The sequence below is a fragment of the Actinokineospora sp. NPDC004072 genome (assembly GCF_053604195.1).
Genome location: NZ_JBSGHB010000018.1, coordinates 25971 through 40258, shown reverse-complemented (window position 1 = coordinate 40258; position 14288 = coordinate 25971). Strand labels below are relative to the sequence as shown.

The window sequence follows — 14288 nt, the reverse complement described above, 5'->3', positions numbered from 1 at the left end:
GGCACGGCGAAGGGGCCCGCTCGGGTGAGCGGGCCCCTTCGCCGTCGTGCGCCTTAGATGAGCGGCGCGCCGCGGGCCGCCATCCACGGGACCGGGTTGACCTTGCGGCCGCCGTCGACCCACACCTCGAAGTGCAGGTGCGGACCGGTGGACTGGCCGCGGTTGCCGATCGTGGCGATGAGCTGGCCCGCCGACACCCGGGTGCCGGTGCTGACCAGGATCTCGTTCACGTGGCCGTAGACGGTGATGGTGCCGTCGTTGTGCCGCACCCGCACCCAGAGGCCGAAGCCGCTGGCCGGGCCCGCGTCGATGACGGTGCCCGCCGCCGCGGACCGGATCGGGGTGCCGATGCTGTTGGCGATGTCGACCCCGTAGTGGGTCGTGCCCCAGCGCGAGCCGAAGCCGGAGGTGAACGTGCCGGTGGTGGGCTTGACCCAGCCGCTGGCGCGCACCTGGGACGCCTGCTTGCGCTGGACGGCCTTCTTGCGCTCGGCCGCCTTCTTGCGCTCGACGGCCTGCTTGCGCTCAGCGGCCTTCTTGCGCTCGGCTGCCTTGCGGTCGGCCGCCTTCTTCTGCTCGGCGGCCTTCTTGCGCTCGGCCGCCTGCTTGCGCGCCTTGGCCTCCTGCTCCTTCTGCTGCTTGACCTTGGCGATGCGGGCCTTCTCGGCGGCCTGCGCCTTGCGCTGGCGCTCGCGGGCCGCTTCGGCCTGCTTGACCTGGGCGGCCTCCGCCGCGGCCGTCTGGACGCGCACCGGGTAGGTGCGGACCTTGACGGCGGCGGGCTCGGTGGTGAAGGCCATCGTGAGGACGTCGCTGACTGCCGAGTCGGGCTGCGTGGCCGCGGGAGCGGCCAGCAGCGGGGCCCCGACTGCGACGGCGACGGCCGCGGCGACGGCCGGAGCCGCCAGATGGGCCTTGGGGAACGTGGACTTCTTCTTGCGGTGCTTGCCCGCGGTGGGCTGCACCGGGTCGTGACTATGGCCCTCGGTGGGCATGAGGCAGTGCCTTCCGTCTCGGGGAGGTCCGGACCAGCACCGGGCGGGGGATCCCGGGCGACACGCGGCGGGGGAACCGCAATGCCACACGCTCGTGACCGAACCGTGACGAACGCCGAGACGCTAACCATGCGCAACCGAATAGGCAAACACTCTGTGACCTGGGTCAAAGATTGCAGGTCAGGGCCCGCCAATGGATGAAGATCGGTTACTCAGGGTGTTCTCAGGAAGGCCGCCAAGGTCATCCGGAGCACTGCTCATCGCCCATCCCAGCGATGACCTGGCGCAAGTCCGCCCCCGCTGACTTGGCGCGGTTCGCGGTCAGCGGAGGCGGGAGATCAGCTCTTTCCCACAGTCGACGGGGCGATCGGCTCTACCGTCGGGTGACCAGGGTCACGTTTCACGGGCCGGTCGTCAGGACAACCCGGCGGTCCCCCAGCGCGTCCTCCAACATCGCCGAAACCGGGACCGGGGCGATCACCTGCGCGCACGCCTGGCCCTCGGGCCCGCCCTGCGGCTGGGCCATCGGCGCCACGGCCAGCCGCACCTGGCGCGGGTCGGCCGCGGTGACGGTGGCCTCCATCGGCGTGCACGGGGTCGGGGCGACGGCGAACAGCGCCAGCGCGCGCCCGTCGGCGGACACCCAGACCCGCTTGTCGTAGTCGACCTCGCCGGGCATCCGGCGGTCGTCGACCTGCCCGGGCGGCAGCGGGGTGTACCCGGCGGGGGCCACGACGCCGGACGGGCCGGTGGTCAGCCCCGGGCGGGCGGGTTCGGTCGTCTCCGGCGGCGCGACCGCCGAGGTGGGCTTGGGGGGCAGGGTCAGCGACGGCGAGCCCGCGCCCAGCGGGGCCTCCGGGACGCCGTTGGCCTGGCGCTCGCCGCACGCGGTCGCGGCCAGCAGGACCAGCAGGGCGGCGGGGATCACGGAACGCTTCATAAGTAGAGGACGGTAGTCATCCGCCCGGCGGTTGCAGCTCGGGACGATTCCTCACCTTTGCGGCGTTCCGGCACGGGAGAGCCCCGGCCGGCAGGGGCATGCCGACCGGGGCGGTGGACTCGCGGTCAGGACTTGCGGAACTCGGTCTTCAGGACCACCTCGCGCTCGCCCAGCGGCTCGGCCAGCTCGGCGGTGACGGTCACGTACCGGATGTCCATCGTGCACGCCTCGGCCTTGGCCGGGGTCGTCTCCACGATGGTGACCACCACGGTGTCGGCGGTCTGCTCGGTGACCTCCGCGCTCGCCTTGCCGCAGCCGCCCTCCTGGGCGCCGAGGCCGAGCGTGGTGCCGCCGTCGGCGGTCCACGCCTCGACCGGGTAGCCGGCAGGCAGGGCCGCGGCCTCCACCTGGTCGGCCGGGACCGGCTCGGCTCCGCTGGGCGGCACGCGCCCGGGCTGCTCCTGCGGGTCCTGGCCGGGCGCGGACTGGGCCTGGTCGGACTGGGGCGGGACCGGCGCCTGCTCCGGCGCGGACTGCGGGTCGGCGCAGGCGGTCGCCAGCGCGAGCAGGGCGGTCCCGACGAGGATGCCTATGCGTCGGGTCATGACCTCAGGACGGAACGGCGCCGCGGCGGGGTTGCACGGCCGCGCGCGGCACGACCGAGATCTCCCGGCCCACCAGCACCCCCACGCACTCCGAGCAGCGCAGGAGCACCGAGAACGGGTGCTCGGAGCCGCGGTGGCGGAAGATGACCGCGGGCCCCTCCGGGGCCAGGAACCAGCGCTGGCCCCACTCGATCGCCGACATCACGACCGGGAAGAACGCCCGCCCCTTGTCGGTCAGCCGGTACTCCGAGCGGTCGGGGCGGTTCTCCCCGTCCGCGGCCCGCAGCACGCCGATGGCCTGGAAGCGGCGCAGCCGGTCGGCGATGACCGTGGCGGGCGCGCCGAGGCGGCGCTGGAACTCCGAGAACCGGTGCGCGCCGAGGTAGGCCGCGCCCATCATCGCCGCCGACCAGCGGTTGCCGACCAGCACGCGGGTGTGCGGGAAGAACCCGGGGCCCAGCGTCGATGACCCGCTGGAGCGCCGCCGCAGGGTGGTGTTGGGCGCCGACCGCGGCCACGACCCGCTGGGCCCGAACTCGCCGGTGACCTCGCGCGGCTCGACGATCTCCCCGCAGGTGGCGCAGGCCATCAGCGGCTCGAAGCTGCGCCCGCAGCCGCGGTGCACCATGACCGGCACCGGCTCGGCCTGCCCGTGCGCCCAGACGCCCTCCCAGCCGCAGATGGCGGCCATCATCGGCCACAGCGACATCCCGCGCGGGGTGAGCCGGTACTCGTGGCGCAGCGGCTTGTCGGTGTAGGCGGCGGGGTCGAAGATGCCGACCTCGCAGATGCGCCGCAGCCTGCCGCTGAGCACGGCGGTGGAGATCGGCAGCAGCTCCTGCCACTGCTGGAAGCGGGTGACGCCGTCGGTGAGCGCGTAGCGCAGGATCAGCAGGGTCCACTCGTCCGCGGTGATGCCGATGGCCCACGCGATGGCGTTGTCGCCACCGGCGCCGAGCCGGGTCGGCCCATCCGGCGGATGGATCATGATGGGCGGCCCAGCGGGTCGGCGGCCCCGCGCCAGCCGGGCAGCGTCGAGCCGGGGGCCCACGTGCTGTGCGTCCCGCTGCTCACCCGTTCGGGGAGCGCGACCCGCGCGAGGGGACCGTCGGAGACCCGGGCGGCGTCGAACACCAGGCACTCCGAGCGGTCCTCGGTCATGTCCGTCGTCATCGTGATCAGGTATCCGCCGTCCTCGTCGCTGGCCCCGACCCGCGGCGCGACGGCCGTCTCGCTGCCGAACACCCCAGGGCCGTAGCGGTACCGGTCCTCGGCTCCGGTGCTCAGATCGTGGCGGACCAGGCCGTCGAACAGGAACCACCCGGGCGCGCCGGTCGAGGCGTAGGCGTAGCGGTACGACCGACCCGCGCGGTCTGGGTTGATCATACCGAATTCGGTGATCGACTCGCTGAGCCGTTCTTCCTTCACTGTGCCGGTGACCAGGTCCAGCCGCCACCGGTGGAGGCGGGTCTGCATCCCATCCAGCGACAGCATGCGGAACATCCGGGCGTAGCGCTGGTCACCGGCGAAAACGCCGTGCCTGCCCTCCGGGTCGCCCTGGAAGAAGCCGTCGAGGACGATCTCGTCGCCGTCCTCGTAGGCGTTGACCCAGTGCAGGACGTAGGTGGGCTCGGCCTCGAACCAGCGGACCTCGGTGCCCCGCAGCGGGACGACCCCCAGGCGCATGGGCAGGTCGGGGTGGAACCGGGCCACGTGGTGGCCGCCCGCCAGGCCGTCGGGGTCCCAGAACAGCGGGCAGTCGTTGAGGATCGCGTAGTTCTCGGTGAAGGCCATGTCGTGCGGCAGGCGCGGGCCGGGCAGCTCGACGGGGGTGTGGTGCACGAGCCGGTCGTCGGCGTCGATGACGCCGTAGTGCAGGTAGGGGGCCTGCTTGCCGTAGCTGAAGAACAGCATCTCGCCGGTCCCGGGCACCACCTTCGGGTGCGCGGAGACCCCCTGGGCGGGGAAGTCCCCGTGCCAGGTCGACTTGCCCAGGTCGTCGAGGGTGAGCGGGTCGAGCCGGTAGAGCTCGCCGCACTGGTAGAAGCTGGTCAGGGCGACCCCGGCGTGCACCACGACGTCGGTGCTGGAGGCGTCCTTCATCCGCCCGCGCGCCCCCCACCCGCCCGGGGCGATGGCGACCTCGGGCCGCTCGGCGACCCCGGCCCACAGCGAGCGGCCCGCCGCCTGCTCGGCGCGGAACCCGTCCGTGCGCACGAAGCGGTTGCGGTAGAACGCCTTGCCGTCGCGGAAGCCCACCAGGTGGACCATCGCGTCGCCATCGAACGGGTGATATTGGGTGATGGCCGGGTGCACCGGGTTCTCGGTGTTGCGCAGGTACACCCCGTCGAGGTCGGCCGGGATCTCGCCGACGACGTCGAGGTCGACGGCCGCGCGCTCGACCGCCTGCGGCCGCCAGGGCCCGCTGCGGTAGGGGTGGTCGTCGTCGTCGGGCAGGGTGCTGAGCACCCGGCCGATGATCTCCACGTCCACTCCAGGACTCCCCGGGTCGGTCTGTGGCGGGCGATCTTCAGACTACAACTAGTGAAGTCAGCAGGCCAGGCGTCAGGCTCCCGGGGTGCGCAGCCTGCGGGGACCGCTGTCGTGGCGCGAGGGCGGCGGCCCGACGGTGACCCGGCCGCCGGTCACGTACGCCCCGGCGGCCGACGCGAGGACCGGCTCCAGCGCCAGCTCGCGCACCTCGGGGACGTCCTCGGCCAGCGCGGCCACCCGCAGCACCAGGTCGGCCAGCGCGGCCAGGTCGGCGGGCTCGCCGCCGCCGTAGCCCGCCAGCAGCGGGGCGGCCTTGGGGGCGCGCACGAGGGCGTCGGCGTCGGTGTCGGTCAGCGGCAGGGCCCGGTAGGCCCGGTCGCCGAGCAGGTCGCTGATCAGCCCGGCCAGGCCGAAGGACACCAGCGTGCCGAACGACGGGTCGTCCTGCAGGCCGATGCTGCACGAGGTCCCCTTGGGCGCCATCCGCTGCACGTACACCTCGTCCACACCGGACACCTGGCGCAGCTCGGCGTACGCGGTCCTGATGCCGTCCTCAGTGGACAGGTCGAGGCGGACGCCGACGAGGTCGCTGCGCCTGCGGAAGCGCCTGCCCGCGGTCTTCATCACCACCGGCAGGCCGAGTTCGGCGGCCGCGGCCACGGCCGCGTCGGCGTCGGCCACGACCCGGAACGGCATGACGGGGATGCCGTAGGCGGCCAGCAGGGCGATCACCTGCGCGTCGGCCAGCTCCACCTCCGTCCCGCCCGACGCGGCCAGCGCGGCGGACACGACGGCGGCGGCCGCGGGCTGGTCGATGCCCTCCGGGCGGACCAGGTGCCCGCGCGGCGTCGAGCGCCACCGCGCGTAGCCCGCGGCCCGCGCCAGCGCGAGCACGGCCCGCTCGGGGCTGGGGTAGCTGGGGATGGATCCCTTGCCGGGCGCGCCATCGGGCCCCGGCACGGCCAGCGACGCCGGGATGCCCTCGGCGGCCAGGAACGTCGAGACGATCGGCTTGGTGGCGGCCACGTCGGCGGCGGCCTCGCGCAGCGCGGCGGCGTAGGCGGTGCCGGGGATGGCCAGCGGCGGGACGAACACCACGACCAGCGCGTCGACGTCCGGGCGGCGCAGGGCGCTGGCCACGGCCTCGGCGAAGACCTCCGGCCCGGCCTGGGCGCCCACGTCGACGGGGTCGTCGGCCAGCACCAGGCCCTGGGCCAGCGCGGTGTCGGCGGCCAGCACGCCGATGGCCGAGGAGTTGCCCACGACCGCGACCCGGTCGCCCGCGGGCAGGGGTTGGTTGGCCAGCAGCAGCGCGGTGTCGAAGAGCTGGGCGATCGACTCGACCCGGATCACGCCCGCCTGCTCGAACAGCGCCTGCACGCTGGCCTCGTCCACCGCGACGCCGGTCGCCGCCAGCGCGGGCAGCACGGCGTTGCGCCCGGACTTGACCGCCACGATCGGCTTGCGCCGCCCCAGCCTGCGCGCCAGCCGGGCGAACTTGCGCGGGTTGCCGAAGGACTCCAGGTACAGCAGCACCACGTCGGTGTTGGGGTCGGTCTCCCAGTACTGGAGCAGGTCGTTGCCGGAGACGTCGGCGCGGTTGCCAGCGCTGACGAAGGTCGACAGGCCGAGGCCGCGGGCGGCGGCGTCGGCCAGGATCGCGGTGCCCAGCGCGCCGGACTGGCAGAAGAAGCCGGTGCGGCCGGGGCCGGGCAGGGTCGGCGCGAGTGTCGCGTTGAGACGGACGGCCGGGTCCAGGTTGACCACGCCCAGGGCGTTCGGGCCGACCACGCGCATGCCGTGCGCGCGGGCCTCCCCCACCAGCCTGCGCTCGGCGCCGCGCCCGTCCGGCCCGGTCTCGCCGTAGCCGGAGGTCACCACGACCAGGTTCGTCACGCCCTTGGCCAGGCAGGCGTCCATCACCTCGTCGACGCCCGCCGCCGGGATGGCGACCACGGCGAGGTCCACCGGGTCGGGGATGTCGAGCACCGACGGGTAGGCCCGCACGCCGCGCACCGACGGGTGCTCGGCGTTGACCGGGAACACCGGCCCGGCGAAGTCGGCGGCGAGCAGGTTGGAGAAGACCGCGTACCCGATCTTCGTCGGGTCGGTGGACGCGCCGATGACCGCCACCGACCGCGGGTGCAGCAGGTTGTGCACGCTGCGCGCCTCGGCCGCCTGCTCGCGCGCCCTGGCCACGGCCACGGCGGCCTCGGTCGGGTCGATGGCGAACTCCAGGTGCAGCACGCCCTCGTCGAAGGCCCGGCTGACCTGGTACCCCGCGTCCCGGAACACCCGCACCATCTGGCCGTTCTCGGCCAGCACCTCGGCCTCGAACTTGGCCAGGCCGCGCTCGCGGGCCGCGGCGGCGAGGTGTTCGAGCAGGATCGAGCCCAGGCCGCGGCCCTGGTGGGCGTCCTCGACGACGAAGGCCACCTCGGCGGAGTCCTGACCCGCCAGCCGCTCGTAGCGGCCGACGGCGATGATGTCGTCGCCCAGCAGCGCGATGAACGCGACCCGGCCCTCGTGGTCGACCGTGCTGAACCGGCGCAGGTCCCGGTCGGGGATGCGCGGGTAGGGGCCGAAGTAGCGGTAGTAGCGGGTGCGCTCGGAGAGCCTGCCGTGGAAGGCGCGCAGGGCGTCGGCGTCGGTGGGCACGATGGGGCGCAGGTGCACGGTGCCGCCGTCGGCCAGCACCACGTCGGCTTCCCAGTGGCGCGGGTAGTCGAAGGGGTCCATGAAGCACCTACTCAGTCGCGCGGGTCGTCCGGGTCCAGGCCGTGCAGGGGGAAGATGGCGTGCCGGACGTCGCGGACCGCCGCGTCCACCGGGTCCTCCAGCACGCCGCTCCAGGGGTCGAACGCGGTGTCGGCGCCGTCGGACATGATGAGCGGGAGCTCGGCGCGCGGGGCCACCTTGCGCACGGCGGTGAGCCATTCGGTCGGCACCCGCGTCTCGGGGTCGACGTCGCGGTTCAGCACGGCGGCGATCAGGTGCGTCCAGGAGCGGGGGACCACGCGCAGCAGCTGGTACCCGCCGCCGCCGGTGGCCAGCCACTTGCCGCCCGCGTACCGGTCGGCGAGGTCGCGCAGGGCCAGGTAGGTGGCGCGGTGGCCGTCGACGGACAGCGACAGGTCGGCCAGCGGGTCCTCGGCGTGGGTGTCCACCCCGCACTGGGTGACCAGCACCTGCGGGGCGAACGCGGCCAGCAGCGACGGCACGACCGCGTGGAAGGCCCGCTGCCAGGCCGGGTCGCGGGTGCCCGGCGGCAGCGGGACGTTGACCGAGGTGCCCTGCGCCGCGCCCGCGCCCAGCTCGGTGACCGCGCCGGTGCCGGGCCACAGGGTCGCCGGGTGCTGGTGCAGGGAGATGGTGAGCACGCGCGGGTCGTCGTAGAAGCTGGCCTGCACGCCGTCGCCGTGGTGGACGTCGACGTCGATGTAGGCCACGCGCTCGAAGCCGTTGTCCAGCAGCCAGGAGATGGCGACGGAGCAGTCGTTGTAGACGCAGAACCCGGCCGCGTGGTCGCGCATCGCGTGGTGCAGCCCGCCCGCGATGCTGACCGCCCGGTCGGCCGTGCCGTCGGCGATCACCCGCGCAGCGGCCAGCGTGCCGCCGACGACGAGCGCCGACGCGGCGTGCATCTGGTCGAACACCGGGTTGTCCGCGGTGCCGAGCCCGTGCCCGACGTCCCACCCGACGGTGGGCGCCTCGCGCACGGCGTCGACGTAGGACATGTCGTGCGCGCGGGCGAGGTCGCGGTCGCCCGCGGGCTCCGGGGCGATCGGGGTCACGCCGTCGAGCACGCCCAGGGCGCGCGCCAGCCGCATGGTGAGTTCGAGGCGGATGGGGTTGAACGGGTGGTCGCCGCCCATGTCGTAGCCCAGCAGCGCGGAATCCCAGACAACGGCGGCGCGGTCACCCATGCGAAAACCATAGGCCCTGGTCGCCCCCCAGCTCCTAGGCTCGCCGCGTGACCCCGATCATCGTTGCCTTCCACCACGACGACCCCCTGCCGCCGGGCGCCCTCCCCCGCTCCGGCGAGCCGATCACCCCCGACCTGCCCGAGGGCGAGCTCTGGCCCCGCCTGATCGCCCTGCACTCCGCCGTCGCCGACGCGGTGGCGGCCCGGATCACCGCGGGCGAGGTCCCCACCGTGATCTCCGGCGACTGCCTGGTGGCCCTCGGGGTCCTCGCGGGCGCGCAGCGGGCGGGCGCGGACCCCGGCGTCGTGTGGTTCGACGCCCACGGCGACCTGCACACCGCCGCCACCTCGACCTCGGGCTACCTCGGCGGTATGGCCCTGCGCCTGGCGATGGGCGCGGAGCCTGCGGTCGAGCCGCTGGGGCTGCGCCCCTTGGCCGAGGAGCGCGCCGTCCTGGTCGACGCCCGCGACCTCGACCCGGCCGAGGCCGACTTCCTGGCCTCCGCCGCAACCACCCGCATCGGTGTCGACGAGGTGGACGCCGCCGCCCTCCCCGAGGGGCCGCTGCTGCTGCACGTCGACCTGGACGTGATCGACGCCGCCGAGCTGACCGGCATGAAGTTCCCCGTTCCCGGAGGCCCCTCGACAGACCGCGTCTTGGCGGCGATCAACCGCGTCCTGGCCACCGGCCGGGTCGTGGCCGTGCACGTCGCCTGCCCCTGGCACCCGGCCCGCGACGCCGAGGAGACCGCCACCCGGGCCAAGCTGCTCAACGTGTTCTAAGACCGGCCTACGGCGTCTCGCCGGTGGCGACGGGGCGGTCGGGGTCGGTGCACCAGTGGGACCAGGAGCCCGGGTAGAGGGCGGCGGGGGCCGCGGGGCTGGTGATGCCCGCCGCCTCCAGGGCGAGGACCACCGAGGCGGCGGAGACGCCGGAGCCGCAGTAGGCGCCGACCGGGGCGCCCGCGGTCACGCCCAGGGCGGTGTAGTGCTCGGCGAGTTCGGACGGGGTGCGCCAGTGGCCGTCGGCGGTGGTGTTGGCGGAGAACGGGGCGTTGCGCGCGCCCGGGATGTGGCCCGCGCGCGGGTCGATCGGCTCGACGTCGCCGCGGTAGCGCTCGGGGGCGCGGGCGTCGAGGAGGACGCCGGTGCGGGCCAGGGCGGCGGCCTCGTCGGCGTCGAGCACGGGCATGCCCCCGGGGCGTACCGTGAAGTCGCCGGGTTCGGGGTGCTCCTCGCCGGTGCTCACGGGCAGCCCGGCGGCCGTCCACGCGGCGTAGCCGCCGTCGAGGACGGCGACCCGGTCGTGGCCCGCCCAGCGCAGCAGCCACCACGCGCGGGCGGCGGCCATGCCGTTGTCCGCGTCGTAGACGACCACCGGGCGGTCCGCGCGCACGCCTGCGGCCCGCAGCGCGCCCTGCAGCGCGGCGGGGTGGGGCAGCGGGTGGCGCCCACCCGCCCCGGGCGGGCCCGCCAGCTCGGTGTCCAGGTCGACGTAGCAGGCCCCGGGGAGGTGCCCGGCCAGGTGCTCCGGGCGACCGGGCGGGCCGCCGAGGCGCCAGCGGACGTCGAGCAGGGCGGGAGCCAGTGGACCGTCCAGCAGGGACCGGAGTGCGGCCGGGGTCACCAGGGGTGCGTTCACCCGCCCATCCTGCCCGAGCCCCGGCCGGGTCGGTTCTGTCAACGATTAAGATGTAAGGGGACGAAGGGGAACGGCCGTGAACGAGCTCATCGACACCACCGAGATGTACCTGCGGACCATCTACGAGCTGGAAGAGGAAGGCGTCGTCCCCCTGCGCGCCCGCATCGCCGAGCGGCTGGGCCAGAGCGGCCCGACGGTCAGCCAGACGGTGGGCCGCATGGAGCGCGACGGCCTGGTCGTGGTCGCGGGCGACCGGCACCTGGAGCTGACCGACCACGGCCGCTCGCTGGCCGTCGCCGTCATGCGCAAGCACCGCCTCGCCGAGCGCCTGCTGGTCGACGTCATCGGCCTGGAGTGGGAGCAGGTCCACGCCGAGGCGTGCCGCTGGGAGCACGTGATGAGCGAGGCCGTCGAGCGCAAGCTGGTCAAGCTGCTCGGCCACCCCACCACCTCCCCGTACGGCAACCCGATCCCGGGCCTGGACGAGCTGGGCGCAGGCGAGCCGGCCCCGCCGGTCGAGGCGGGCCTGATGCGCATGGACGAGGTCGCCCGCCGCGGCGGCGGCAAGGTCGAGATCCGCCGCATCGCCGAGCACATCCAGCCCGACTCGGAGCTGATGTCCGACCTCAAGCGGGCGGGCATCATCCCGGGGCGGCTGGTCAACGTCAGCGCCACCCGCGGCGACGGCTCGGCCATCGAGGTCACCGGCGACGCGGGCGCGGGCAGCTTCTCCCCCACCGTGCTGCACGCCGTCCTCGCCCTGCCCAGGTGACGCACCTGGGCGGCCCGACCACCTCCCAGGCCGAGCGCGCCGCCCGCGCGTTCGCCGACCGCACCGGCCGCGCCCCGCACGGGGTGTGGTCGGCTCCCGGCCGGGTCAACCTGATCGGCGAGCACACCGACTACAACGACGGCTACGTCCTGCCGTTCGCCCTGCCGTTCCGCTGCGCCGTCGCCGCCGCCCCGCGCGCCGACGGCGTGCTCGCCGTCACCACCATCGGCGGCGACGGCAGCCCGCACCCCGCCGAGCCGGTCGCGGTCGCCGACCTCGAACCAGGCCGGGTGACCGGGTGGGCCGCGTACCCCAGCGGCGTCGCCTGGGCGCTGCGCCACGAGGACGTGCGCGGCGGGGCCGACCTGGTGATCGCCGGCGACGTCCCGACCGGCGCGGGCCTGTCCTCGTCGCACGCCCTGCAATGCGCGGTCGCCCTGGCGCTGCTCGGCCTGGCCGACCGCGCCCCCGGCACCGCGGGCGGGCCGACGCTGGACGAGGTCGCCCGGTGGGTGCAGCGCTCGGAGAACGACTTCGTCGGCGCCCCGACCGGCCTGCTCGACCAGACCGCGTCGCTGCGCTGCGTCGCCGGGCACGCCCTGTTCCTCGACGTGCGGTCCGGCGCGGGCGAGCAGGTGCCGTTCGACGCCGCCGCCCACGGGCTGGCCGTGCTGGTGGTCGACACCCGCGCCAAGCACTCGCTGGCCGACTCCGCCTACGGCGAGCGCCGCGCCGCCTGCGAGCGCGCCGCCGCCCTGCTGGGCGTCCCGGCCCTGCGCGACGCGACCGCGGCCGACCTCGACCGCCTGCCCGACGACCTCGTTCCCCAGGCGCGGCACGTGATCACCGAGAACGAGCGCGTGCTGCGCACGGTCGACCTGCTGCGGGCGGGCGACCTCGCGGGGATCGGCCCGCACTTGACCGCGTCGCACGCCAGCCTGCGCGACGACTACCGGGTGTCGTGCCTGGAACTCGACGTCGCCGTGGACGCCGCGCTGGCCGCGGGCGCCCTCGGCGCGCGGATGACCGGCGGCGGCTTCGGCGGCTCGGCCATCGCCCTGCTCCCGCTGGAGCAGGTGGCGGCGGCGGGCGCCGCGGTGCGCTCGGCGTACGCCCGGCGGTCGCTGCCCGAGCCCCGCCTGTTCACCGCGGCCCCCTCCGCTGGGGCGGGCCGGGACTACTAGGAAGGCGAGACCCAAGGTGAAGTTGCTCGTGACCGGCGGAGCCGGATACGTCGGCAGCGTGTGCGCGGCCCGGCTGGTCGAGGCGGGCCACGAGGTCGTGGTCGTCGACGACGTGTCGACCGGCCACGCCGACGCGGTCCCCGACGGCGCCCGCTTCGTGCAGGCCGACATCGGCGACGCGGCCCCGCAGCTGCTCGCCGAGGGCTTCGACGGCGTGCTGCACTTCGCGGCCAAGTCCCTGGTCGCCGAGTCGATGCAGGACCCGGCCAAGTACTGGTCGGGCAACGTGGTCACCTCCTTGCGCCTGCTGGACGCCATGCGGGCGGCGGGCACCCCCAGGCTGGTCTTCTCCTCCACCGCGGCCACCTACGGCGAGCCGGACGCGGTCCCGATCCCCGAGACCGCCCCGACCCGCCCGACGAACACCTACGGCGCCACGAAGCTCGCGATCGACCACGCGATCACCTCCTACGCGGCGGCGCACGGCCTCGCCGCGGTGAGCCTGCGCTACTTCAACGTCGCAGGCGCCTACGGCCGCTTCGGCGAGCGGCACACGACCGAGACCCACCTCATCCCGATCGTGCTCCAGGTGGCCTCCGGCAAGCGCGAGAAGCTCGCCATCTACGGCGACGACTACCCGACCCCGGACGGCACCTGCGTCCGCGACTACATCCACGTGGTCGACCTGGCCGACGCCCACCTCCTGGCCCTCGACCACGCCGAGGCGGGCCAGCACCGCATCTTCAACCTGGGCAGCGGCACCGGCTTCTCCAACCGCGAGGTCGTCCAGACCTGCCGCGACATCACCGGCCACCCCATCCCGACCGACGTCGCCCCCCGCAGGCCCGGCGACCCAGCCGTCCTGGTCGCCTCCTCAGCCGCCGCCCAAACCCACCTCGGCTGGCACCCCAAGCGCACCGACCTCCCCCAAATCGTCACGGACGCCTGGGAGTTCACCCAGAAGCACCTGGCCTGAGCACCACCTCCTCCTACGGGGGGCCGGAATCGAACTACGAAACGCTTGCCGGGGAAGGCGGGCGCGGGAGGTGGGGGGCGGGGTACCCGGCGACGCCACCGACCACCCCGCCTCCCCAGCATTCGCACGGCACGCAACCGCAGCACGCCCAACCGCACGCACAGCCGAACCCGGCAGGCGCACCTGAAAGGCGCGCTGTGCAGCGACACTGCCCAGCCGCACCACGCAGCAACCCAATGGACCGGCCGGACCGTGCGGCGGTCACGCCGCCCGCGAGTGGCGAGTGGACCGTCAACCGGCAGTGGAACGCCCACCGGACCGCCACCGGCCCCCAGTCAGCCACCCCACCGGCCCGACCGCGCCGCTGAGCGGACCACCACCGCGAACGGCCCGGACCGACACCGCCGCCGGATCGACCACCAGCACCGACCGCTAGCGGTCCACCGGTCACCAGCGCCGAACCTCGCCGCCAGAGCCGAGCCGATCGCTAGCGGCACACCGGCCACCAGCACCGAACCTCGCCACCAGCACCGGACCGACCGCTAACGGCACACCGGCCACCAGCACCGAACCTCGCCACCAGCACCGGACCGACCGCTAGCAGCACACCGGCCACCAGCACCGAACCTCGCCACCAGCACCGGACCGGTCGCCAGCGGCACACCGGCCACCAGCACCGAACCTCGCCACCAGCACCGGACCGGTCGCCAGCGGCACACCGGCCACCAGCACCGAACCTCGCCACCAGCACCGGAC

At 74.6% G+C, this 14288-nt stretch carries 12 protein-coding genes; 4 read left to right on the top strand and 8 right to left on the bottom strand.

The window, feature by feature from the left end; genetic code table 11:
- Nucleotides 1–53: 53 nt before the first annotated feature.
- The 7 genes from ACWEPX_RS25120 to ACWEPX_RS25090 all read right to left on the bottom strand — a co-directional run bounded on the left by ACWEPX_RS25120 (nucleotide 54) and on the right by ACWEPX_RS25090 (nucleotide 8959).
- Nucleotides 54–995, bottom strand: coding sequence for a peptidoglycan DD-metalloendopeptidase family protein (locus tag ACWEPX_RS25120; protein ID WP_451899692.1), 942 nt, complete (start codon nucleotides 993–995; stop codon nucleotides 54–56).
- 400 nt (nucleotides 996–1395) lie between these two features.
- Nucleotides 1396–1935: a hypothetical protein gene (locus ACWEPX_RS25115; RefSeq protein WP_451899691.1), complete on the bottom strand. Its 540-nt coding sequence runs from the start codon at nucleotides 1933–1935 to the stop codon at nucleotides 1396–1398.
- Between the two features lie 125 nt (nucleotides 1936–2060).
- The gene (locus tag ACWEPX_RS25110) at nucleotides 2061–2540 is read right to left on the bottom strand and encodes a hypothetical protein (protein ID WP_451899690.1); all 480 of its coding nucleotides are present in this window, start codon (nucleotides 2538–2540) and stop codon (nucleotides 2061–2063) included.
- A 4-nt stretch (nucleotides 2541–2544) separates the two neighbouring features.
- Nucleotides 2545–3528, bottom strand: a complete 984-nt coding sequence (locus ACWEPX_RS25105) for a winged helix-turn-helix transcriptional regulator (protein ID WP_451899689.1) — start codon at nucleotides 3526–3528, stop codon at nucleotides 2545–2547.
- Complete coding sequence (locus ACWEPX_RS25100) at nucleotides 3525–5033, bottom strand: carotenoid oxygenase family protein (RefSeq protein ID WP_451899688.1); 1509 nt, start codon at nucleotides 5031–5033, stop codon at nucleotides 3525–3527. The genes ACWEPX_RS25105 and ACWEPX_RS25100 overlap by 4 nt, the downstream gene beginning before the upstream one ends.
- Nucleotides 5034–5105: 72 nt before the next feature.
- Nucleotides 5106–7772: a bifunctional acetate--CoA ligase family protein/GNAT family N-acetyltransferase gene (locus ACWEPX_RS25095; protein WP_451899687.1), complete on the bottom strand. Its 2667-nt coding sequence runs from the start codon at nucleotides 7770–7772 to the stop codon at nucleotides 5106–5108.
- A gap of 11 nt (nucleotides 7773–7783) precedes the next feature.
- Nucleotides 7784–8959 carry an acetoin utilization protein AcuC gene (locus tag ACWEPX_RS25090; protein ID WP_451899686.1) on the bottom strand — a complete coding sequence of 392 codons (1176 nt, stop codon included), beginning with the start codon at nucleotides 8957–8959 and terminating at the stop codon, nucleotides 7784–7786.
- A gap of 47 nt (nucleotides 8960–9006) precedes the next feature.
- Between ACWEPX_RS25090 and ACWEPX_RS25085 the strand changes: the two genes are divergently transcribed.
- Nucleotides 9007–9741: an arginase family protein gene (locus tag ACWEPX_RS25085; protein ID WP_451899685.1), complete on the top strand. Its 735-nt coding sequence runs from the start codon at nucleotides 9007–9009 to the stop codon at nucleotides 9739–9741.
- Nucleotides 9742–9748: 7 nt separating this feature from the next.
- Here ACWEPX_RS25085 and ACWEPX_RS25080 read toward each other — a convergent pair whose 3' ends face one another.
- Nucleotides 9749–10600 (bottom strand): sulfurtransferase, encoded by an 852-nt coding sequence (locus ACWEPX_RS25080; protein WP_451899684.1) that lies wholly within the window; start codon nucleotides 10598–10600, stop codon nucleotides 9749–9751.
- Between the two features lie 76 nt (nucleotides 10601–10676).
- On the opposite strand from ACWEPX_RS25080, the gene ACWEPX_RS25075 reads away from it, so the two are divergent.
- From ACWEPX_RS25075 to galE, 3 genes are read left to right on the top strand one after another with little or no spacing between them, the layout of a single operon-like run.
- Nucleotides 10677–11372, top strand: a complete 696-nt coding sequence (locus tag ACWEPX_RS25075; protein ID WP_451899683.1) for a metal-dependent transcriptional regulator — start codon at nucleotides 10677–10679, stop codon at nucleotides 11370–11372.
- The gene (gene galK / locus ACWEPX_RS25070; protein ID WP_451899682.1) at nucleotides 11369–12556 is read left to right on the top strand and encodes a galactokinase; all 1188 of its coding nucleotides are present in this window, start codon (nucleotides 11369–11371) and stop codon (nucleotides 12554–12556) included. Before ACWEPX_RS25075 ends, galK begins: the two co-directional genes overlap by 4 nt.
- Before the next feature lie 16 nt (nucleotides 12557–12572).
- The gene (gene galE, locus ACWEPX_RS25065; RefSeq protein WP_451899681.1) at nucleotides 12573–13532 is read left to right on the top strand and encodes a UDP-glucose 4-epimerase GalE; all 960 of its coding nucleotides are present in this window, start codon (nucleotides 12573–12575) and stop codon (nucleotides 13530–13532) included.
- The last annotated feature ends 756 nt before the right edge of the window (nucleotides 13533–14288 follow it).

Bases quoted from the DNA above. Each gene is read 5' to 3' on its own strand.
- ACWEPX_RS25120 (WP_451899692.1), bottom strand. From the start codon at position 995: ATGCCCACCGAGGGCCATAGTCACGACCCGGTGCAGCCCACCGCGGGC.
- ACWEPX_RS25115 (WP_451899691.1), bottom strand. From the start codon at position 1,935: ATGAAGCGTTCCGTGATCCCCGCCGCCCTGCTGGTCCTGCTGGCCGCG.
- ACWEPX_RS25110 (WP_451899690.1), bottom strand. From the start codon at position 2,540: ATGACCCGACGCATAGGCATCCTCGTCGGGACCGCCCTGCTCGCGCTG.
- ACWEPX_RS25105 (WP_451899689.1), bottom strand. From the start codon at position 3,528: ATGATCCATCCGCCGGATGGGCCGACCCGGCTCGGCGCCGGTGGCGAC.
- ACWEPX_RS25095 (WP_451899687.1), bottom strand. From the start codon at position 7,772: ATGGACCCCTTCGACTACCCGCGCCACTGGGAAGCCGACGTGGTGCTG.
- ACWEPX_RS25090 (WP_451899686.1), bottom strand. From the start codon at position 8,959: ATGGGTGACCGCGCCGCCGTTGTCTGGGATTCCGCGCTGCTGGGCTAC.